The 22,275-nt window shown below is 61.8% G+C and carries 17 protein-coding genes; 8 read left to right on the plus strand and 9 right to left on the minus strand.

What is annotated here, in order from left to right:
• Positions 1-41 precede the first annotated feature (41 nt).
• Positions 42-941 carry a hypothetical protein gene (locus OPIT5_29745; protein AHF94907.1) on the minus strand — a complete coding sequence of 300 codons (900 nt, stop codon included), beginning with the start codon at positions 939-941 and terminating at the stop codon, positions 42-44.
• Positions 942-1,126: 185 nt separating this feature from the next.
• Between OPIT5_29745 and OPIT5_29750 the strand changes: the two genes are divergently transcribed.
• Together OPIT5_29750 and OPIT5_29755 are read left to right on the plus strand one after the other, a co-directional pair.
• The gene (locus OPIT5_29750; GenBank protein AHF93746.1) at positions 1,127-2,671 is read left to right on the plus strand and encodes a regulatory protein GntR HTH; all 1,545 of its coding nucleotides are present in this window, start codon (positions 1,127-1,129) and stop codon (positions 2,669-2,671) included.
• The gene (locus OPIT5_29755) at positions 2,668-2,757 is read left to right on the plus strand and encodes a hypothetical protein (GenBank protein AHF94908.1); all 90 of its coding nucleotides are present in this window, start codon (positions 2,668-2,670) and stop codon (positions 2,755-2,757) included. The genes OPIT5_29750 and OPIT5_29755 overlap by 4 nt, the downstream gene beginning before the upstream one ends.
• 49 nt (positions 2,758-2,806) lie before the next feature.
• Here the strand turns inward: OPIT5_29755 and OPIT5_29760 are convergent, their stop codons facing one another.
• The 5 genes from OPIT5_29760 to OPIT5_29780 form a co-directional block, all read right to left on the minus strand.
• Positions 2,807-4,549, minus strand: coding sequence for a hypothetical protein (locus OPIT5_29760; GenBank protein AHF93747.1), 1,743 nt, complete (start codon positions 4,547-4,549; stop codon positions 2,807-2,809).
• Between the two features lie 23 nt (positions 4,550-4,572).
• Entirely contained in the window at positions 4,573-8,361 is a 3,789-nt protein-coding gene (locus tag OPIT5_29765; protein AHF94909.1) for a hypothetical protein, read from the minus strand.
• A 22-nt stretch (positions 8,362-8,383) separates the two neighbouring features.
• Positions 8,384-11,740 carry a hypothetical protein gene (locus OPIT5_29770; GenBank protein ID AHF93748.1) on the minus strand — a complete coding sequence of 1,119 codons (3,357 nt, stop codon included), beginning with the start codon at positions 11,738-11,740 and terminating at the stop codon, positions 8,384-8,386.
• A gap of 59 nt (positions 11,741-11,799) precedes the next feature.
• A complete protein-coding gene (locus OPIT5_29775; GenBank protein AHF94910.1) occupies positions 11,800-12,477 on the minus strand; it encodes a hypothetical protein in 678 nt (225 codons plus the stop codon).
• Positions 12,478-12,561: 84 nt separating this feature from the next.
• Complete coding sequence (locus OPIT5_29780; protein ID AHF93749.1) at positions 12,562-13,491, minus strand: anchor protein; 930 nt, start codon at positions 13,489-13,491, stop codon at positions 12,562-12,564.
• A 101-nt stretch (positions 13,492-13,592) separates the two neighbouring features.
• On the opposite strand from OPIT5_29780, the gene OPIT5_29785 reads away from it, so the two are divergent.
• Positions 13,593-14,657: a LacI family transcriptional regulator gene (locus tag OPIT5_29785; protein ID AHF93750.1), complete on the plus strand. Its 1,065-nt coding sequence runs from the start codon at positions 13,593-13,595 to the stop codon at positions 14,655-14,657.
• Positions 14,658-14,694: 37 nt separating this feature from the next.
• Here the strand turns inward: OPIT5_29785 and OPIT5_29790 are convergent, their stop codons facing one another.
• Positions 14,695-15,609, minus strand: a complete 915-nt coding sequence (locus OPIT5_29790) for a transporter (GenBank protein ID AHF93751.1) — start codon at positions 15,607-15,609, stop codon at positions 14,695-14,697.
• Positions 15,610-15,628: 19 nt separating this feature from the next.
• Complete coding sequence (locus OPIT5_29795) at positions 15,629-16,090, minus strand: endoribonuclease (protein ID AHF93752.1); 462 nt, start codon at positions 16,088-16,090, stop codon at positions 15,629-15,631.
• Positions 16,091-16,329: 239 nt separating this feature from the next.
• On the opposite strand from OPIT5_29795, the gene OPIT5_29800 reads away from it, so the two are divergent.
• From OPIT5_29800 to OPIT5_29815, 4 genes are read left to right on the plus strand one after another with little or no spacing between them, the layout of a single operon-like run.
• The gene (locus OPIT5_29800; GenBank protein ID AHF94911.1) at positions 16,330-16,503 is read left to right on the plus strand and encodes a hypothetical protein; all 174 of its coding nucleotides are present in this window, start codon (positions 16,330-16,332) and stop codon (positions 16,501-16,503) included.
• Between the two features lie 27 nt (positions 16,504-16,530).
• A complete protein-coding gene (locus OPIT5_29805; protein AHF93753.1) occupies positions 16,531-17,421 on the plus strand; it encodes a hypothetical protein in 891 nt (296 codons plus the stop codon).
• A gap of 59 nt (positions 17,422-17,480) precedes the next feature.
• Complete coding sequence (locus tag OPIT5_29810; GenBank protein AHF93754.1) at positions 17,481-17,957, plus strand: sulfite reductase subunit alpha; 477 nt, start codon at positions 17,481-17,483, stop codon at positions 17,955-17,957.
• 46 nt (positions 17,958-18,003) lie between these two features.
• Positions 18,004-18,102: a hypothetical protein gene (locus OPIT5_29815; protein ID AHF93755.1), complete on the plus strand. Its 99-nt coding sequence runs from the start codon at positions 18,004-18,006 to the stop codon at positions 18,100-18,102.
• A gap of 218 nt (positions 18,103-18,320) precedes the next feature.
• Here the strand turns inward: OPIT5_29815 and OPIT5_29820 are convergent, their stop codons facing one another.
• The gene (locus tag OPIT5_29820) at positions 18,321-18,716 is read right to left on the minus strand and encodes a glyoxalase (GenBank protein ID AHF93756.1); all 396 of its coding nucleotides are present in this window, start codon (positions 18,714-18,716) and stop codon (positions 18,321-18,323) included.
• A 296-nt stretch (positions 18,717-19,012) separates the two neighbouring features.
• On the opposite strand from OPIT5_29820, the gene carB reads away from it, so the two are divergent.
• Complete coding sequence (gene carB, locus OPIT5_29825) at positions 19,013-22,228, plus strand: carbamoyl phosphate synthase large subunit (GenBank protein ID AHF93757.1); 3,216 nt, start codon at positions 19,013-19,015, stop codon at positions 22,226-22,228.
• Positions 22,229-22,275: the final 47 nt, after the last annotated feature.

Raw genomic sequence — 22,275 nt, forward strand, 5'->3', positions numbered from 1 at the left:
GACAAGACGACGCAATGCGGGAGCTGGAGCAAGCGCCTGGATCAGCGATGGCACCGGCGGTAGCGCAGGAGGAGAGGAATGAGGCTGGCGGCTCCGATGAGCATGGCAACGGTGGAAGGTTCGGGGATGTTGGAGGTGACGAGGATGTTGCTCATGTAGGCTTGCGTTGCGCTCTGGCCGCTGAAGGCGGCGATGACGGCTTCGTTAAAGGTAAGGGTTGTTGCCGTTGTGGTGACGGAGGCGGTGTGGGAAACGGCGTTTTCCCCGGAGCCGCCGGTGATTTCGTAGGTGATGTTCAGGTCGGTCAGATTGTCGGCCAGCGTGAGGGTGAGTGTGGTCGCATAGATGGTATTGGCCTGAAGGGTAAACCCGCTGTCCTCGATTTTGACCGGGGCCCCTGACCAGTGGTAGAAGGCGTTCGTGCTGCCTGCCGTCTGGCTTTGGATTTTCACGTCGTTGGCGGAGGCCGAGGCGAGCTTGGTCGCCTTGTAGCCAGCATCGTCGGCGAAATAGTCCGCATAGGCCGTGGAACTGATCGCATCTGCTGTTATTTGGGTCGCGCCTGAATTGAAGAGGCCGAGCAGAGGGCCGGTGTTGGTCGTGTTGGTAAGTGAGGTGTAGTAGATTTGTGAGGAAATCCGGATGTAATCGCCTGCTTTGACGAGGGTGACGGGCTTGAAGGCGGCGACGGCGATGCTGTTGCCCCAACTGGACCAGAATTGCATCGCGTATGAACCTCCGAATGTCGTGTTGGCCGTGATCTCGTTGCCGGCACCGGCAGTTGCAGTCGAATACCATTGCGTGGCGCGACCGGTGCCGTTGCGGAGGCCATCGGCGAAGGTTTCGTTAATGAGGGTGACCTGGGCCCGGGCGATGGGGGCGCCAAGGACAAACACGCCAAGGATGACGGTGACGAGGGGAAGTTTTGCGGGTTTTTTCATGGTAGGACCGGGTTGGATGGAACAGAAAAACGTGACAACGGGGGGGATTTTTTCGAAGCAAATCTGTTATATATCAATAAGTGAAACAATCCCTCCCTACTATCGTCAAGAGAAATTTTACCTCTGTCTTAATTTAGGAATTGAGATTCCCCCAAAGTATAACAGTTTTCTGTTTCATTCGCTCCATGACGCACCAAACCGATCATACCCGCACCATCGCGCATTCGCTGACCGCACGCCGGGCCGCCCGGTCGGGCGCCGTGTCCAGCGGGCCGGGCAAGCAGCCATTCATCAAGAAGCTGCTCGCGGACTCTGTATCCGAACAACCAGCACATACCCGCCTCCCTCCCATGCGCGAACTGGCTGGATACCTCGGAGTATCGCTCGTTACGGCGCAGCGGACAGTCACCGATCTGATTGCCGACGGCCTGCTTTACAGCCGGCCACGTGCCGGAGTATTTGTCGCGGATGCCGGGGAAAACAACGCCGCCCCTGAAAACGGGCAACCCGATGCGGATACGGATGCCGCAAATAATACAGGCAGGCACCGGACAGCGGGACGGAAAACCATCCGGCGGGGAGCGGCGCAATCGCCCTTCGACAGTTGCTTCCGGTTCGGAACCGAAAGCCATGCGGACTTCCAGCGTCCGCTCTGGGAACAACTGGCAGGGAGTTTTGGCGAACGGTATCCGCACAACCGCACCGAAATGGTTTTCGTGCCTGACCCCGAAGACTCCGCCCATGAACTTGATGCTTACGAGCGGTTGGGGTGGAACATGCAATGGGCGGGGGACGAGGATCATTTGCTCGATCTGCGCAGTTACGCTCCGGCGGAGCTGGCGGCGCGCTGCACGCCCCAAGGGCTGCTGCCGTTGTACTATCGGACAAACTACCTGTTTTTCAACCGCGAGCTTCTGCAACGATGCGGGGTGCCAGTGCCGGCGTTCCGGACTTTCGAGGGACAGATTGCCTACCTGCGGGCGGCCGCGCCGCTGCTGGAGAAGCAAGGATTTGATCCGCATCCCGTATCGGTGCAGCAACCGGTAACGCTCATCGGGAACCGTCATCTGCAACTTTATCTTTCATCCGTGCGCGCAACCACGCCCAAAGCTGGCAGGCACACCGGCGCATATAAAAACTTTCTGGCCGCCGCGCAGGCGGCCATGGAGCTCTGCCGCCAGAGCCGACGCGGACCCGGCGTCAAAAGTCCCCTGAGCCGAGAAGGGCGCGAAAGCTTCATGAACGGGCAGGCTCCGTTTTTTTTGAGTTACAGTGTGGACGCGTGGCTGTTTACCGAATCGAAACTGTCATTTCCATTCGAATACGTCCCCTCGCTCTGCACGGATGATTCCCTCTTTCTCTGGCCAATGGTAGGCGCGATCAACCGCTGGTCGAGACATCCGGCGGAATGCATCCGTTTTCTGACCTATCTTCTCGGCCCGGAAGCGCAGTCCCGGTTCTCCCGGACAGGCAATTTTCCGGCATCGCTCAACGTTGGCGACTCACCCGCCATGCCGTGTGATCGCGCATGGCTGGCGAAGGCACTGGCGCACTCGGAGCCATTTCACCTGCCGACCCCCGAACTGTTTTATCTGGTGATCAACGTGCTCAACAATGAACTCTGGCACGCGTTGCTCGACCACGTCTCGGTCGAGGAGGCAGTGGAGCAGGCGGCGCAATTCGGCCAAGCCTACTTGCGCCAGCACACCCAAACATTTCCCTCGCAGTGAATTTTCATCCCGTGAGCATAACCGCCACGCTCCTTCCTGCCCATCCCGCCACGGCTCTCCCTGTCTCCGACCTGCTGGAACGGTAATTCCTCCCGGGGTGAAGGGGCCGACGAGGGTTTGATGCGGTGATGCGAATCACACTTTCCATACCGGTTTTTCCGCAAGCGGGTCAACATGCACGAGCGTGGAGCCGCCAGCACCGGGCCATGTCATTTGCCAGGCATCGTCATTGGCCATACGGATGCCTCCGTCTCCTCGCTGACCGGAAGGACGCAGCGCGGGCAGTGTGGGCACGTCACGTCCCCAGCAGATCATCCAGACACAGGCAGCGCGCTCCTGCTGTTTCAGCATGCTCTCCGTCCAGATGGCTTCCCATACGACTTCACCAGATTCGCGCCAGAGCCGCGGGCGCACGCCCGAACCGAGCGGCAGGAAAAATACGGTCACCGGCTCGCCGCCGGCTTCGAACAGAAGGCGCGAGGCGTCCATGCCGAGCTCTTCCCGAACGATGGTGAAATCAGACCCCGTCAACACGAGCTGGTCCGCGAGCAGGTCCCACGAACGTGAAAGGGCCGGCATGCGACGCAGGATACAGGCGTCGGGGCCGTCTTGCAGGGAATCGGTCAGACCGACGACAGGGGGAACGATGACATCGGTAAGGGCGTTTTTCAGGTACGCAGTCTGTCTGTCGCGTGCGGGATGGAAACGGTCGACGCCACCCTCGCGGGTGTGCCAGCGCAGGAAGCCCCATCCGTCGCCCCGCGTGGCGAAGGCGACGGGCATCGACTGCCAGGAAAGTCCCCATGCTGCGTGGTCGCTTCGCGGCATCATCGGATAGCGCGACATCGTGCCGAGCCGACTGTGGTTCACGGGCGATATCCACGCACGGGCGACCGTGCCGCCGTGGCAGGGAATCTCGATGCGTTCGCGCCCCGGCTGACGCGGGCCGGCAAGGGCATGCCAGCCGAGTTCGTTAAAGAGGTGGCCAAAGTAAAAGTGTGTGTTGCGCGGCATGCGTTGCGAATCCGTCTGGCTGACCCAAGGGCGGATGGTGTCGCGCCAGGGATGGAGGACGGGGCGGGAAGCGAAGGCGTAGGTGCGGATTGCCGGGACGCGTACGTCGTTGCCGTAGGCATCCTCGATGGCGAGGAGCTGGCGAAGGAGGCGCGTATAGTGTTCGCGAACGGATTCGGGCAAGCGACGGGAAAGGAGGAGCAAGGCGGAAAGTTCGTTGAAAAGAATTCCCGTGTAGCCATCGCTCAGATGCTCGCCCCAGCCCCAATGGTGCTCTGTCCAGTATCGGGCGGCGGCTTCCAGGGCTGCGATCAGCCGGGTCGCAGGAGGATGACCGGGAGCAGCCGTTTGTTCGTGGAGAAGCCACGCACAGACAAGATCGCCAAGGTATTTGTTCGGATAGTACGGGATGGCGACCGCACTCTCGCGCTCGAACCAGAAAAAAAGGTCGGCGAGCATGAGGTCGAGTTCGGCGAGAGCACCGGAGTCGAGTTGGTCGCGATACGCGGCGGAGAGGACGATGAGGTTGAGGCCGACGAAAAAGGCGGCGTTGGTATCAACGGGATGCGGCTCCTCGGCGAACCACTTGAAACAGCCATGTCGCTGCGATCCATCCAGCCATTGCAGGCGTCGGATACCGGCGAGGATGCCTGAAACAGGCAACTCGTGCAGAGCACCGAGTTGCGCAGCAATCACCAGCCGACAGGCCCCCATCACGCCGGAATGCACATGCAGATGCTCTACAACAGGTCGGGTATGGCCAGCCTGTCGCAGCGTCCAGAGGCCGAGCTCGTGGTTGAACGCTTCGGGAAACGCGATGCGTTGCGGACGTCGTAAAACGGGAGGCTCAGCCGTCGTTTGCATGGAGATGTGAACAAGATGCCAACTCAAAAGCTGCCACGCAGGTATTGGGGAAGCGGGCTGACCTTGAGCGTGACCTTGCCCGCAACGGGGACAAGATTCTGCTCGCGTCCGTAGATATCGGTCAGCGTGATCAGGCTACCGGTGACAGGAAGGGTCAGAACGATTTCGCCTGCGGACCTCCAGATGACGACGGTCTCGGGCCGACCAGGATCGGCATTGGTGACACGAATGTGGCTCACTCCCGACGGGAGACCGGTGAGCGCCGGGAGTTTGTTGCGGCCATCGAGCAGATGACTGGCGATATTGGCCGCGTTGACGATCGGAAGCGGATCGCCGTGAAGGCTGTCGAATCCGAGTCCGGCGCTGTTGTAGTCAGGTCCTCCATACGGGACCAGGTAACTGAGTCCGATCACCGGAGCGACGGGAGCATCGCGCCAGTTCACTCCCCAGGCCAGCTGTTTGACCAGATCACCCGCGTGACCGAGGGCACCGCCGTTATTGAGTGCGCGGGGCGAGGAAATTTCTCCATAAATGAGAGGACCGGTGTAGCCTGCGGCGAGAAGCATGGAACGGCCTTCACCCAAGGAAGGATACAGTGAAGCGTCTCCGGGTTCGGGCGCCTTGTTCGGATGCGTATGCACATCGACAATGTCAGGAACCGCGAGATAGCCGGCGTCGATCAGATCCCGGGCATGGCTTTGGGCCACGAGAGACGAACTGATATAAAGCGCGGAAGGATCGGCCGCCTTGAGGCCAGCGATAATCTGCCGGGCGGCGGCGACATAAAGTTCGGCACCGCGCGGGCCAAGGTCGGCCGCGATATCTATCTCGTTGGATCCACCCCAAACGGAAATCCGGGAGCGATAGCGGTCGGCAAGTCCGTGACCGTAGTTATAGAATGTGTCGTTCCAGGCAGCCGTTCCATATGCAGGCAATGAACCGCCGATGCCGGGCAACTTCAGATTATCCGCCACACTGTCATAAAAACCCTCGAGCGCATCGCCGTAAACAACGACGCCGGCTGTGGCCGCCTCGACAAGAGTCGCGTCGAGCGTTGCCGATGCGTCGACAGTGACATGGCCTGCGCCGTCGTGGCTGGCCTTCCAGACACCCCAGCTCGCGACGAGTTTTTGCTGCGCAATGATGCCCACACGTTCCAGCCACCGCCAGCGTTGGGGTGCACGTGTGGCGTTGGAAAGCAGCCAGTGGCCTTCGGCACCGAGCAGGCGGTGCTTCTGATCGGCAGCAACATCCACCGGGCCGGGAATGACTGAAAACGCGTGCTCGTAATCGCGGGCGAGGACCCGGTCGGAGGAATCAAGTATTTCAGAAAACACTACGTAATGGCCAAGAGGAAACCCTGCGAATGACAGTGAGAGCGGCGCCGTGATGACGCCTTCCTCCGGGCCGCCGAAGGTAACCGCGAAAGTCTGTGCCGCGATCTCTGTGCCGGCATCGTCAATTACCCGCAACCGGACTCTGGCAGGAGCGTAAGCTTGCCAGGAACCGGAGGGTACGGTCGTCCAGGAGGGAGATCCGGAGCCTGCCAGGGCAGGATCGGTCGAATAGACCCAGGGATAGCCCGAAAAGGATTTGGTGCGGCGGATGGCCGGCTCCTGGTAATTGGCGGCAGTGCCGAGGGCGACCTTGAGCGTATAGTCGAGATTGACGGTCATGCTCGCAGCGGTCCCGAGTGTGAAAACCGGCGTGTCACCATCTGTACGGGCAAGGCTGGAAAGATAGCGGAAGGCCTGACCATCATCCGTAACGAGCACCTTGCGCCCGGGATCAGTCAGGCCTGACTCTATCGTGGTCGTGACTCCGGCCAGCGACGCGCGGAACAGCCATCCGGTACTCAACGAATCACCTGCCGAAGTGGCCGGACTGCGGACTCTGGCCATGAGACGATTCCACCCGGGCTGAAGTGTGATCGTGGCTCCGGGTCGGACGGGCTCGCCGTTCAGCCACAACGCAGGCGCATAAGGAGATGATTGCACGCGCAGGATAGCCGTGGCGGGGATTGTATCACTCGCCTTCAGATAGGTGTGCAGGTAATTGACCATGCCGGCCCAGTCGTGATCGCCAGCCAGGCTGGATTCGACGACACGAGGGAAACGGGTGTCGTCTAGAAAATCGAGCCAGCCATCGGATTCGGCCGAAACGGCCCGCCACTCGACCATTCCCCGGCCTCCGTGGGCCGAGTTGATCTCGATGTCGCCGGGTTGCGGATGCATGGCGCCTTCGGCATCAAACCGGATGACACCCAGGCCCGCGCGGCCCCAGAACGGTCCGCATTCCGCCCAGGCAAGAAGTGGCAAATCGCGGTTGAAGGAAACCCGGATGTTATCGAAACGAAAATCGGCCTGAGATCCCTGAAGCTTGATTTCGTTGAACCAAAACGTGACCGGCGCGGAATCTTCCACGGTGGCCGCTACTCCGTCATGTTCGAGGGTGACGGCGAGCCTGTCTTCGGCCAGTCGGGTAAGAACAAGAGCGACATGATGAGGGATGTTATCCGTCTCCATGGCATAGGGTCCGGCAAGACCCGAGAGAGTCGCAGGCGAACCGCCACCGGGAGACTGACGCTGGAGAGAAGCACCGGAGGCACCGGAGTATTTGACCAGCATGTAGCCGCCGTCATCGGCCACGCTGCTGGATGAGACGCCAAATTCGTTGGTGCTGATGGCGGTGCCATTGTCGTCGTAAAGACCGACGATGAAAGCGCGGTTGAGAGTGCCGGCCAGCCGGACATCCAGCTCGATGCGAATGGAATCCCCGGGTTGCGCGAGTTCGACTCCGCCTCCCGGCAGGGAACCATAAGCGATCGTGTTGGAGGCCGATCCGACAGGATTACGCATGACGAAACCGGCCAGAGGAGCCGTATTATCCGTGGTCAGTGTGTAGGCTGTGCCCGCAGCGGAAGAGTTCCAGAAATACCAGGCGGTGTCGTTTTCTCCGACCGCGGTCCCATTGCCGAAAGAACCATCGAGGAATTGTTCGTCCAGGACGGAATTCAGGATGTTACCCCTGGTGACCACGATATTATCGAAACGATAATCGATCTGGGAGGCCTGCAGCCTGATCTCGTCAAAAGTGAAGGTAACCGGTGAAAAATCTTCGACGATGTTGACAACGCCATCATGTGAAAAAGCGATCTCCAGTTTGTTCAACGCGGTGCGGGTGATCTGCAATGCAAGCCAGTGCGGAGAGCCATCGGTATCGGCGGCAAATGGACCGGAAAGCGAACCGAGCGTGGTTGTGCCGCCGCCCGCTATCACCTGACGCAGAGCGACCGCCCGGGAGGCGCCGGTGTATTTGCGCACGGAGTAGCCGCCGTCATCCAGAACCCGGCTGTCAGCAGATCCGAATTCGTTGCCGATGATTGGCGTGCCGTTGGCATTAAAAAGACCGAGGAAGAGAGCACTGTCCGTGAGTCCGGCGGCGCGGCCATCCAGTTCGAGACGGATGAAGTCTCCCACACGAGCGAGCGTAACGGCCCCGCCCGGGAACGCCGCATAGGCCACGGTGTTCGCTGCACTGCCGTTGGGGTTGCGCATGACAGATCCGGACAATGGCGCCGTGTTATCGGTAATCAGGGTATAGGCGGAACCACCCGCGGAAGCGTTCCAGAAATACCAGGAGGTATCGATCTCGGCCGGATTCGTACCGTTGGCAAACGTGCCATCGAGAAACTGCTCGTCGATAAGGGTAGTCGTAGCCTGGATTCGGGTATATGCGGATACAAGCGTGATCAGGAAGGCTGCGGCAAGGGCCGCGTATGGAATATGGCGGGGATGGGTGCCTGTGTTCATGGGGAGAAAACAACGAGCCGGATCAGAAGCGCGTAAGCCGTTCGTAATTGTCCCGGGTGAGCAGGTAAACGGGACTGTCCGTCAGCGCCAGAGTGAGCGTGCCGTCGGGAGCGAAGGCATCGGCGGACAGGTCGGTCACGCGGCCGACAACATCAACGAGCACGAAGGGGCCTTTTTCGCCGGGACGATATTTGAGCGTGGCCGGGCGGGTTGTGTCGGTGCTCCAGACCATGAGCGTGGGTCCGAAGCGGGCAGCCTGTATCGTTTTTTCGGTTACGACTCGTTTGTAGTCAAAACCGTCGATGAGAGCGCTGGCGGTATAGAGGGCCGCTTCGGCGGGCATGTGGCCGTTTTCGATGTCGGAGATGTAGTAGCGGTTTTCGCCGCGGCTGTACCGCCAGGGAACAAGGAACCCGACCTTCTGGAAGTCGTCCCGGCTGAGCACGCAGGCGGCAATTTTGGCGATCGTGGCAGCCTGCCAGCGGCGGGCGTCGTGACCATGACCGGAGCGTGCGCCGGTCTCTCCGATCCAGAAGGGCCTGGTGTTTTTGAGGCCGAGTTTCTTGTAAACCTTCAACACACCGAGTTCGGTCTCGTTGGGACTATTGGACATGCTGCCTTCAAGGACGGGCGGTTTTTGCGGATAACAATGCACATCCCATGCATCGTGATAGTCTGCCAACCCGAGCTTGAGGCATGCTTCGAACCACGAATCGGAGGCCGGCCGCACAAGGCTGGCGCCGATCATGAACGCCGAGGGGTTTTGTTTTTTGATGATTTCGTAATCCTGTTTGGCCTTGGCGACCCAGGCGGCAGGCGTGCCACGCTGGGCAGGATGAATGTCCACTTCGTTGAAGGCTTTCCATGTGGTGACAAGCGGGGTGGTTTCCTTGACGTAGGCGCGCAGGTAGTCGGGATCGCGATGAGTCCAGGTATCGGCGATCACGTCGAGACCACGGTCGCGGGCCTGTTGGTAAAAATCGGGAGCGCGTCCGTTGTGGCCACCTATGTTGCGGAGAATGCCGATGCGCTCCATGTAGGGGAAAAAGAGGGTTCGATAACGCTCCTGACCGGCCATGAAATAATAGGTGACTGACATCTTTTTGGCATCCTTGCGTTCGCGTTGGGCGGCAGTTCCCCGAATGACACTGAATCCGTCGGGAGGATACGAATGAACAGGGTTTCCGTCCGTGTCGAAAATGCGAAGGTGCGTGGCGTAGTAACCGCTGGAGACCGGGGCGGATCCGAGATCGAAGGTAGTGCGTCCGGGCAGCGTGAAAGATCGGGTACGGCGCAGGATTTCCTTGCCGTCATAGTCGGTGAGGATGAGTTCCAGCCGGCCGGCGGGTTGTCGGGGAAACGGCTCGATCGTCTGGCCGAGGAGATCGCCGGAAGCGAGGTCGACATCGATGGCGAGAGGGGCGCCGGGAGAAACAAGATTGAAGGGAGCACTCGTGTAAACGCGGGGTATAAACCGGCTGGCAACGTCACGGGAAATTTGCGCGGGGGAAGGATCGGAGATGGTGGTTCGAATATCGGCAAGAGATGCCTGCGAACCCGAAAAACGGGCGGTAAAGGCGAAGTTTTCGCCTTTGCGCTGTTGCATGACGAGTTTGACGAGAAGCCGGTTCCAGCCCGCATCGAGTTTCAGCGCAGCGACGTGGGCAGTATCTCCTCGTATCCGCCGGATAACGACGGTTCCTCCCTGATCGTTGCGGCCGGTTTCTTCGATTTCGTCGTTTCCGGATGCGACGGTAGAGTCCCGTTTCCAGTCGAGCGAGCGACCGTTGAGCCAGCCACTGATCCTGGAACCGGTTTGTGATATACGAAGAGCGATCTCTACCGGGTTCGGCGTGTGGACATAAAGATGCGCATACGCAGCGCCTTTGGCCCAGGCGTAATCGCGGGAGAGGGTTTCGATGAGAATACGATGGTCATCGGCGGCACCCGGCTGGTGAGGCGTCCAGCGGGCATACCAGGCACTGTCCCAGTAGGTAACGATTTGCGGAGCGCCAGGAACCGGGCGAACCTGGGCTTCATAATCCAGACCCCAAAGAGAAAGGCCGGCAGGGCCGGCCCAGGTTCCCAGTGTCAGCCAGTGCGCCGGCGTATCGCGGGCGGGTCCGCCGAGAGGCTCACCGGGAGGAGCCGCAGACGATGCGGCAGGAACGGATGCAGTGGAGGGGATGACAAAGGGAGCAAGGGGCAGGACGTTGGCGCCCTGGGGCGCCGGATCGTTGAGCGCCACGAGAATGGTTTTGGCGGTGGCGGTATCGAAAGGAGACGTCCACAGAGCGAGGATTTCCTGCCGGGAGGAAGTGAGAACGAGAGCGGGAAGCTTAGCTTCGGGGATGCCGAGTTCCCGGGCAATGTCCGATGAAGAACGCTCGGCAATGAGCGTTTCGGCGGCCGTTGGCGGCTGGCGGCTGGCGGGACGCCTGTCCGCGGAAGGCGAAGGGAGGGTGTAGGGAACAATCTCGAGTGACGTGCGACTCGCAGCAGGTGTGGTGGCTGCAGAGGCCAGCAGGTCGTAGAAGGCTGCGGTGTCAGCCGTAGTGGCGCTTTCGAGAACGATGAGGCGAGCCTGAGGCCTTTCGGGGCGCCAGAGAGCGGATACCCGTGCCCCTGCCGGTGGGGCAGGAACGGAAGGGGATGCTGTTGCCACCCTGATACCTCCGATCTGCCAGCGGGCGGGAGAGGTGCCGGGGGAAACCGCGAGGAAAAAACCGATGCCGGTGCGGTTCCAGTCGGGCATATCATCCACGTTTTCGGATGTGGAAGAACGGAGGGGCTGGTCGCGCGCAACCGGGGTGTCAATGTCGTCACAATAGTAATCGAAGGTGCGGGTGGCGGTGTTGACTTCGATTTTGAAGTGACGCCACCCGGGTGCGGCTTTTCCGAGGACGGTTTTCCCGTGACGGACTTCACCGCTGGAGGGAAACTCGAGGCGGAGAAGAAGCGCCTTGTAGTCGTTGGCCCTTGAGCCAACGCGACCCCAAAGCTCCATGCTCGGGTTGTAGACGCCAGCCTGGATATCGGCACTCCATGCCACCGAAAAACGCCCCTCGCCGACGCGGATTGCCCGACTGCGAATGTAGGAGGCCTTGCCACGGTCAGCGGACGTGGCGGTCTCGCCCAGGACGAAGGCTGCGACATTGCCGGGAGGGGCGCCGGCGGCATTTTCGGCAGGACCGGCGGTGATCGCCATCCGGTCTTTCATATGGGTGTAAGCCGTCAGCCAGTCGGGATAGCCGACTTTGTTGCCGGTGAACGAGGGTTCGAAAACGACTGCATCCGCGGCAAACAGGGTGCTGCTCACGAGGGCGAAGGTCGAGGAGACAAGGATGGCGGCGAATGAAATCCGTATTCTTTTTAACATGACAATACAGCAGGAGCCGGGGCGAAGTTTTATGCTGAGGGGCCAAGAGCCGGTAGTGGTCAGCGTTGTTCGTATTTCACATGACCGTCGAGATACGCGTAGACGGTTTTGTATTTCTTGCCCGTGGGCACCGCGTAGTTTTCCTTCGAATCCTCGTGATTGCCGTAATAGTCACGAAGCCAGGGTTTGGTGCTGATGAGTTCATAAACGCTGTCCAGAGCGAGACCGGAGGTCGTCACCGCAGGATTCATGTACTGACCCATATAAAAATAGTAGCAGGTGGCGCCATGGCCACTGATGGTAAGCGTGACGTCGGTCGTCACCGGACAATACCAGGGCGTCTGATAGCGATCGGGGATTGGCGTGCTCCAGGCAACCCACTTGGCCCGTCGGACCCCGTAGGGTTCAAGAAGCTTTGTAAGGTAGCCGGTGGTATTGATGGAGGATTGGTCTCCCTGAATAGTACCGGAACCGTTTGTACCGCTCGGCCGGTAATAGAGTTTCCCGCGGTTGTCGTTGAGATATTGAAGATAGCCGATGGTGATCTGCCGGTGATTGCTCAGACAGGTGGAGACCTTGGCCTTTCGTCTGACACTCCCCACGACAGGGATGAGAATGCCCGCCAGGATGCCGATGATGGCGATGACAGTGAGGAGTTCGATCAGGGTGAAACCGTGCCGGAAGCGGATGCAGGGGCCGCTGGCAAGGGAGCGGATATCGGAACGTACTGTGTTCATATGGGGAGGGGGAGTGTTGGTATTTGCAGCGGCATCAGATATCGATGCCGCCAGGTTTGTGCAACCAAACGGATGGAGCAGGCTTCACGCGACGACTCCGGCTTGACCATGGGAACGGCGGCGACGCGATGCGATAAAAGCGGTAGCGAGGACGGCGGCACCAAGAAACATGGCCACAGTGGCCGGTTCGGGAACCGGAGAGGTATTGGTCGTGACGGTGATGTTGTCGAAATTGACCGTGCTGGCGACGCCTCCGGTAAGAAGCCAGAGCGTATCCACCGTGATACTGCCGCCGGCAAGGCTCTCGAGCGTGTAGCTGGACATCGAACGGTCATCGAAAATGGTGGCGAGTTCCAGGCCAGCGGCGGTCATTGTGAGAGTAAACGTAAGCTTGTGATCGGCACTGGCAGTGAACAAGGCACCCTCGATAGTGCCGGTACCGCCCGTGCTGCCTGTAACGTTGCTGGCCCCGCTTTTCAGGGCGTAGGTTCCCCTGTCGGTCGTAAAACCCTGGCCGTAGGCGTATCCGGTTTTTCCGGCGACAGGATCGTCTCCCGGCAGCAGGTTTGCGTCGAGTTTGGTTCCCAGGTCAAAGAACCCGACCTGGAGTTGCTTGGTGCCATCCGTGACACCGGAAAAGACATCGAAGGACACGCTGATGAAGTCGCCCACACTGGACAATGTGACCGCGTCGAATTGTTTCATCGCGGAAGTGTTGGCTGCGCCGCTGGCGGGATTACGGAGAACCTTTCCGGACTGTGTAGTGGATGCGGCAGGCTTGTCCACTACCGTCCAGGTCGTGCCAGCGGCATTACTGTTCCGGAAATACCATCCATAATCGTTGAGGGATTGAGTGGTATCGGAACCATTGGTGCTCACACCGGTGAAATCGTCGCTAAAAAGTGGCGGGCGATCTGCAGCGGCGGCATGCGGAATCACGGCAGCGAAGAGACCGGCGAAAGCGGCGCAAGAGATGAAAACAGGGAAATTGCGGATCATATTGTGCATATTCATGGCAGGCAGACCGGGTTTGATGGGTTGGCGGGTTTGGATAACGCCAACAGCACTGGCAGCAGTCTTGATTTCGGAAAAGCAGCTCGTTACGTTAGCCTAACGTGAAATCTCCCCGTTCCCCCTCCATAAAACGCACCGCCCGGGACATGCGCGTTACCATGGCCACAGTGGCTGACAAAGCCGGGGTGAGCCAGATGACGGTGTCGCGTTCATTGCGCGACGATCCGACGATTCCCCTCACCACACGCCAGCGCATCAAACGCATCGCCGCGCAACTCGGTTATCGTCCCGATCCGGCCGTATCGCAACTGATGGCACGGTTGCGGCAAAGCCGGGTGTCGGATTCGGCTTCGGAAACCGTGGCGTGGATCACCACTCACCCGACGGCGACGGGATGGCGCGACAATCCGGCAAGCGTCGCTTTCCACGCCGGTATCACCGCACGGGCCCGCGAACTGGGATACCGGATCGAGGAGTTCTGGTTCACCGCACCCGGCATGAACGGCCACCGCCTCAGCGAAGTTCTGCGAGCGCGCGGCATTCGCGGCGTATTGGTGGCGCCGGTCATCAACACGGGATTGGTCATTGATCTGGAATGGTCCAGTTTTGCGGCGGCCTCGTGCGCGGCGCTGGCTTTGCCGGGCGTAGGGCTGCACCGGGCGTGCGCGCACTACGCCAACGCGGTCCATGTTGCGTGGCGGGAACTGACGCGGCTCGGTTACAGGCGGATCGGCCTGGCACTCCCGACAGACAACCACAGACGCGTGGCCGGCTTCTGGCTGGCAAGCGCATTGCTGGAACAACGCGGACTTCCGGTGAAACAGGTGGTGCCGCCGCTCGTGACGGACGACTGGCGTCCGGAAACGGTGCTGGCGTGGATGGGCAAACACTGTCCCGACGTGGTGCTGTCATTTCGCCAGGTATGCGACTGGTTGCAAGCGGGCAGCGTGCGCGTGCCGGAGGATTGTGGATTTGCGTTGCTGCACATCGAGGACCCGCTGTTCGCCGGCGTGGATGAGCAGCGACCCGACATCGGCGCAGCGGCGCTCGATCTCGTTGTCGAACAAATCAACGCCAACCAGCTCGGCCTGCCCGCAAAGCCGAAAACGGTGTTCGTCGAGTGCTCGTGGGTCGATGGACGGACAGCGCCTTCCCGGACCGGATGAATCCGTCAACAGCCGCAGCTCCATCCGGTCAGCCCGCTCAGGCCAGCGCCACGATCACCCCGAGCGACACCGCCGAAGCCAGCGTGCTCAGCACGATGCCTCCCGCCGCCAGCGCCTCGTCGCCGCCGAGTTGCTGCACCATCGTGTACGACATGATGGCCGTCGGCGCCGCCATGTAGACCAGCATCACCGTAAGGTCGTCTCCCGTGACGCCCAGCCATCGCGCCACCGCGTACCCGACCAGCGGACACACCCACGCCTTGCCCACCGCGCCGACCGTGGCCGCCCGGAGGTTGCCCCGGAGCGGCAAGGTCACCAGCGCCGAGCCGATACACAGGAGCGACACCGGCACCACCATGCCGGCCACCAGCGTCAGCGTCTGCATCACCGGCAGCGGACACGTCAGCCCCGTCATGTAAAACAGCCCGCCCGCCACGCTCGCCAGGATGATCGGGTTTTTGACGATCGCCAGCACCAGCGCCTTGACCACGCCCGGCCCGAAACCGTGATGGCTCGCGAGCAGCACGGACACCGCCAGCACGTTGTAAACGACCATGAGCGGCGCGATCACCAGCATCGCCACGGTCGACGACACCTGCGGCAGCGCCACCAGCACCGGCAGCCCGACAAAGGCGCCGTTGCCGCGAAACACCCCCTGCACAAACGTGCCGCGCGCCGCCATCGGCAACCGCAACGCCCGCGCGCCCGCCCAGCCGGCCAGCAGCATGACGAGAGTCGCCAGCACCAGCGCGCCGAGCAGCCGCACCGGTTCGTGGTCTGAATGCTCCGCCGAAGCCAGCCCCGAAAAAATCAGCGCAGGCAAGCCCACGAAAAACGCCAGCCGGTTGAGCGCCGGCACGACGCCTTCACGAAAAAAGCCGCCCCGCTGCAACGCCGCGCCCAGCGCGATGATCAGGAAGATCGGCAAAAGGGTCGCGAGAACGGCGTGCATCGGTCCGGAGGAACGCCCCTCACTCCGCGACCTCGACCACAAGCTGCACCTCGGTGGTCGCGCCAAACGGCAGGCCGGCCACCGCCACGGCGGCGCGCGCGTGCTTGCCGGCGTCGCCGAAAACCGCCACGAGCAGATCGCTCGCGCCGTTGATCACCGCCGGGCTGTCCGCAAAACCCGCCACGCCGTTGACGAAACCGTTGACCATGACGATGCGCCTGACTTTTTCCAGCGAACCGGTGGCGGCCTTGATGTTGGCCAGCGTATTCAGGACGGCAATACGGGCGGATTCGTAACCGGTCTGCACCGTCTGCTCGCTGCCGACCTTGCCGGCATGCGTGACCTGGCCGTCCCGGATCGGGAGCGTGCCCGCGCAATAAAGCAGGTTGCCCGTGCGCACGACAGGCAGGTAATTGCCGCCGGCGGCAGGCCCGGCGGGAAGTTTCAGTCCGAGTTCGGCAAGTTTTTGCTCCGGAGTCATGGGTGTGGATCGATGGTAAACGGATTAAAGGAAGCTCTGAAAAAGTTTTTGAACAGAAGATAACGAAGGAAACGAAGGCTCGCTGATAGCGGGTGGAGGGTTGGGCATGGGCAACCTTTTCCTTTCCTGAAAAGGGTCCGGATGCGGGACGGATGACAGAATCCGGAAAACATCTTCGTTATCTTCTTATCTTCTGTGAAAGGGATTGGCCGGTTTTGGCGTTTTTCAGAGGTTCGTTAATGGAATCGAAAGCTGAAACCACCATCCTGATGCTCGCCTCGCGGAAGGAAAAGCCGGTGTTTCCCGAATTTCGGGAGATCAGTCTCACCCGGGCGGCGACGCGAGGACCACCCGGCCTGCCGGCTGCACAATCCCCCTCTTTTCTCACTCACCCAAATTCCCTCTTGATCTGAGACTGAGTCTTGTTTTCAGATTTTATCATGCTTGCTCGCATCCCGTCCACATGGCGTCACACCGGTCCGATCCGCTCGGTTCAGGTGCGGGCGCGTCCAGAAGGCGAGCGCATCCCCCTCCTGGCCGACTGGCCGCGGTTGCTCGACGCGATCCGCGACGCAGGCGAGGTCGTGTTGCAGGTGCGCCATCGTTACGGGCGGCTCATCGGCTGCGGGCAACTGCCTGCGTTATCCTGGGATGCCACCGGGCAAAACGCCCGTGGCGGCGGCGACGGTCATGCTCTCGACCTGCACACCGCCCGCTGGGCGCATGCCTGCGGCCGGGTCCGGACCTGTGCGCGCTGCTGTTCGCCCGGCGGCATCTTTATCCACGATCACGGCGACGCCGGTTTTCTCCAGATCTGCCCCCCGGCCCGCGCTTCGGCCACGCGCTGGGCACACCTGCTCGACGAGTGGCGATCCGGCCCCCCCCTCCCCCCTGCATCGCGACCGCCTGCGGCCGCCTTCAGCGCCCTGCCGGTTGCCTTGCCCGCTTCGGCTCGCCCCCTCGGTGGCGAGGCCGCCACGCTTCTTGCGCTCCTGCAAGCCGTTATCGACCAGAAACTCGCCATCGGCTGCGCGCTCGAAACCGCCGGCGCTCGCCAGTACCGCGAGTTTGTCCCGCGTCACCTTGCGCTCGAAAACGGCCTTCTTATACTTTCCGGTGACGGTGTCGTGGCCCAGGTGATCCTGCCTGTCATCGCAGGACTCGCTCTCGATGATGCCGACGACGCCGCGCCCGCCGGCCGCAGAGGGGGCGTTCTCCATCTCGTCAATGCCGACGGCAGTTCGCTGCTCTCGGTCGGACCCGCCTCCGGACCCCCCGCCGCCACCCGCTGGCGGACGGTTCTCCGGTCAGCCTTCGCCGGGCTTCGCTGATCAACTCCCCCGCCCTTGCACCCTTTTTCCCGTAACAAACCAACCCACCGATATCAGACATGAGCAACAGTCTCACCATCTACTACGCCACCATGACCGGCAATGCCGAGATGCTTGCCCGCCGGGCCGAAGAGCGGGCCACCGCCGACGGCTGGACGGTCAATCTCGTCAATCTGGCCGATGCGAAACCCGACGATCTCGCGGCCAATGCGCCTCTCGCGCTCTTCATCGTCAGCACCTGGGGCGACGGCGAACCGCCGTCCGATGCCGAGAGTTTTTACGGCGACCTCACCGGGTCGTCCGTCGATCTCTCCGCGCTGCGCCATGCCGTCCTTGGCCTCGGCGACCGCGATTACCAGTTTTACAACGCCTTCGCCCGCAATCTCGACGAACGCCTCGTCGCTCTCGGTTCGAAGACGCTGCTCGACCGCGTCGAGGCCGACCTCGACTTCGAAGACACTTATACGGAATGGGAAAACCGCGTTTTCGCCACCCTCGCTGAAGTCCGCCAGGACGCCTCGGCGACCTCCGCCTGAGCACGCCGCCGGCGCAGCTTTCGCAGCACCGGCCAATCCCGACCTCATGGGCACGACGGGCGACACCTTCCGGTTTGTCTGCGGGCTGGCCTTCGCGCTGGCCCTGCTCGCCGCATTCGTCCTCATGGTCCACGCCGCGCTGTAGCCGCCGGGACAGGGTCCGCGCGGAGCCTTCTCCCTGCCCTGCTCCCGGGGCAGTAACTGATGTTACCCGGAGCACGCAATGGAGGGGCGGCGTCCCCGCCGCCGGACGGACCGGCAGGTCCGCCAGAATGAAGCCCTTGTACAATCCGGGCGCGCTGACGCGCGTCGGGCGACGAGGACGTCGCCCCTCCTGCCAATCCTCCTTCCGCGTAACATCAGTCAGTAAATCGGCCATACTCCCGGCGTCAGCAGCTCCAGGAGGTGGCCGTCCGGATCGCGGAAAAAAATGCTGGTGCCACCGGCAGGCCAGGAAAGCGTGCTTTCGATCGCAATCCGGCGTGCCGCGAGACGCTCCCGCCAGCCGTCGAGCGTTTCCGCCGGCACACTGAACCCGATATGGGTCGGCCCCTGCGTCCCGTGCGGCGGGATGTCGCCAAACGGCAATGTCGAGCCGAGCGCCGTCCCGTCGTGCGCGAAGAGCAGGAGCACCTGTTTCCCGCCGATGTTGAAGGCGCAGAAACGTTCGTCGGAGGTCATGACCTCGTAGCCGAACAGGCCGGTGTAAAACTCCCGGGCCCGGGCCAGATCGGCGACATACAGGCATGTTTCCAGCACGGCGGACGGAGGAGCGAGCGGCTGTCCGGCGTCGGTATGGGAGGGGCGCGGTGTCATGGTGGTTCTTTTACGGGGCGGGAAAGAGATGGCCACCCTAACCGCAACACCCCTTGCATTCTTCTTGCTGGCAACCGGTTAATCGCCTCTTTCCGACAAACCGGCAACCGGGGAAACGGCCCGGTGGCCGGGCCTCCGGCCGTTTTCCGTCCTGCCACTGATTTTCTTTTGCAACCGGTTATATTAAATTTGTCGCCCGCCTGCCCGGTTGCACACTCCCGCGCCAAACCCTCCCTCCTATGGCGAAACGCGACGACATCCATAAAGTCCTCATCATCGGTTCCGGTCCCATCGTGATCGGCCAGGCTTGCGAGTTTGACTACTCCGGCACCCAGGCCTGCAAGGCCCTGCGCGCCTGCGGGTACCAGATCGTCCTGGTCAATTCCAACCCGGCCACGATCATGACCGATCCCGTCATGGCCGACGCCACCTACATCGAGCCGCTCAACGTCGCCCGTCTCGAGCAGATCATCGCCAAGGAGCGGCCCGATGCCCTCCTCCCCAACCTCGGCGGCCAGACCGGCCTCAACCTCTCCCTCGAACTCGCCAAAAAAGGCATTCTGGAAAAATACGGTGTCGAGGTCATCGGCGTGAACCTCGAAGCCATCGAACGCGGCGAGGACCGGGAAATTTTCAAGGAAACCATGCGCAGCCTCGGCATCGGCCTGCCCGACAGCCGCATCATCCACACCGTCGAGGAGGCCAAGGACGCCGCCGCCGAACTCGGCTATCCCGTCGTGGTCCGCCCCGCCTACACCATGGGCGGCGCGGGCGGCGGCCTCGTTTACAACATCGACGAACTCCGCACCATCGTGGCCCGCGGCCTCGCGCTTTCGCTCACCACGCAATGCCTCATCGAGCAATCCATCCTCGGCTGGGAGGAACTCGAGGTCGAGGTCGTGCGCGACGCCGCCGGCAAGATGGTCACTGTCTGCTTCATCGAAAACGTGGACGCCGTCGGCGTGCATACCGGCGATTCGTTCTGCACCGCGCCGATGCTCACGATTTCGCCCGAAGTGCAAAAACAACTACAGGACATCGCCTTCAGGGTCGTCGAATCCATCGGCGTCATCGGCGGCACCAACGTCCAGCTCGCCCGCGACCCCGAAAGCGGCCGCATCGTCATCATCGAAATCAACCCCCGCACGTCGCGCTCCTCCGCCCTCGCCTCCAAGGCCACCGGCTTCCCCATCGCGCTCATCTCCGCGCAGCTCGCCTCCGGCCTCCACCTCGCCGATATCCCGTACTGGCGCGATGGCACACTCGATCGCTACACCCCTTCCGGCGATTATGTCGTCGTCAAGTTCGCCCGCTGGGCGTTCGAGAAATTCAAGGGAGCCGAAGACAGACTCGGCACGCAGATGAAGGCCGTCGGCGAGGTCATGAGCATCGGCAAGACGTACAAGGAAGCGTTCCAGAAAGCCATCCGCTCGCTCGAAAACGGCCGCTCCGGCCTCGGCTTCGCGAGAGACTTCAACACCCTCGCGAAAGACGAACTCCTCGCCCGGCTCCGCTTCGCCACCAGCGAACGCCACTACCTCATGTACGAGGCGCTGCGCAAGGGCGCCACCGTCGTCGAACTCCACGCGCTCACGCATGTGAAAGCCTGGTTCATCGAACAGATGCAGGAACTCGTGCAACTGGAGGAAAAACTCCTCGCCTTCCGCGGACGCCCCGCCGCCGGCCTGCCCGATGATCTCCTCCGCCAGGCCAAGCTCGACGGCTTCGCCGACAAGTACCTCGCGAAAATCCTCGCCGTCCCCGAAGCCGGCATCCGGCAAAAACGCACCGCGCTCGGCATCACCGAAGGCTGGGAAGCCGTGCCCGTGTCCGGCGTGAAGGATGCCGCGTATTATTATTCCACCTACCACGCCAAAGACTCCGGCACCGCCAGCGCCAACCCGAAAAAAGTCATGATCCTCGGCGGCGGCCCCAACCGCATCGGCCAGGGCATCGAGTTCGATTACTGTTGCTGTCACGCCGCCATGGCCCTGCGCGCCGCCGGCTACGAGACGATCATGGTCAACTGCAATCCCGAGACCGTCTCCACCGATTACGACACCTCCGACAAGCTCTATTTCGAACCGCTCACCGTCGAGGACGTCCTGCAAATTCACGCAAAAGAAAAACCCGCCGGTGTCATCGTGCAGTTCGGCGGACAGACTCCGCTCAACATCGCCCGCGAGCTTTCCGACAACGGCGTGCGCATCCTCGGCACCAGTATCGACACCATCGATACGGCCGAAGACCGCGACCTTTTCCGCCAGATGATGGAGCGCCTCGAAATCCCCATGCCCGAATCCGGCATGGCTTCCACCATCGACGAAGCCGTCGCCATCGCCGGCCGCATCGGTTACCCGATCATGATCCGCCCCTCCTTCATCCTCGGCGGACGCGGCATGGAGATCATCTACGACGAGGACATGCTCCGCGAATACGTCGCCCGCGCCATCGACGTCTCGCCCGAGCGTCCGCTCCTCCTCGACCGTTTCCTCCAGTCCGCGCTCGAATGCGAGGCCGATGCCCTCGCCGACGGCAAGGATGTGTTCATCCCCGCCGTCATGGAGCACATCGAACTCGCCGGCGTGCATTCCGGCGACAGCGCGTGCGTCATCCCGCCCGTGTCGATTCCCCAAAAACACCTCGCCACCATCAACACGTACACCCGCAAGATCGCGCAGGAGCTGAAGGTCGTCGGCCTGATGAACATGCAATACGCGATCGAGAACGACAAGGTGTACGTCCTCGAGGCCAACCCGCGCGCCAGCCGCACCGTGCCGCTCGTTTCCAAAGTCTGCAACGTGCAGATGGCGCGCATCGCCACGCAGCTCATGCTCGGCGCGACGATCCCGGAGATGAAGCTTTCGCACAAGACCATCCCGCACTACGGCGTGAAGGAGTCGGTGTTTCCCTTCGACAAGTTTCCCGAAGTCGACCCCGTGCTCGGGCCCGAGATGCGCTCGACGGGCGAGGTGCTCGGCATGTCGTCCGACTTCGGCCTCGCCTTCTGCAAGTCGCAGGAAGCCGTGCAAAACCCGCTGCCGACTGCCGGCACCGTGCTCATCAGCGTGTGGGAACGCACGCCGCAGGTTCTCGAAATCGCGCGCACCTTTGCGCACTGCGGTTTCAGGCTCCGCGCCACGACGGGCACACGCGGTTTCCTCGCGGAAAACGGCATCGCCGCCGACCTCGCGATCAAGATCAACGAAGGCCGGCCCGATATCGCCGACGACATCAGGAACGGCCTCGTGCAGTTCGTGGTCAACACCCCGATCAGCAAGCGCGCCAGCCAGGTCGACGATTCCTATATCCGCAAGGCCGCGATCAAGTACAAGGTGCCCTACATGACAACGCTCGCCGCCGCCGCCGCCAGCGCGAGGGGCATCGCCGTCCTGTGCAAAGGCGCCGAAAGCGCCTTGCGCTCATTGCAGGAGTACCACGCCGCGATCCGGTAACAGGCGAAGTCGGCTACCGAAGCCAAGGGGCGCACTTCACGTGCGCC

It is taken from the genome of Opitutaceae bacterium TAV5 (assembly GCA_000242935.3).
In the GTDB taxonomy this organism is placed as follows: Bacteria; Verrucomicrobiota; Verrucomicrobiia; order Opitutales; family Opitutaceae; genus Geminisphaera.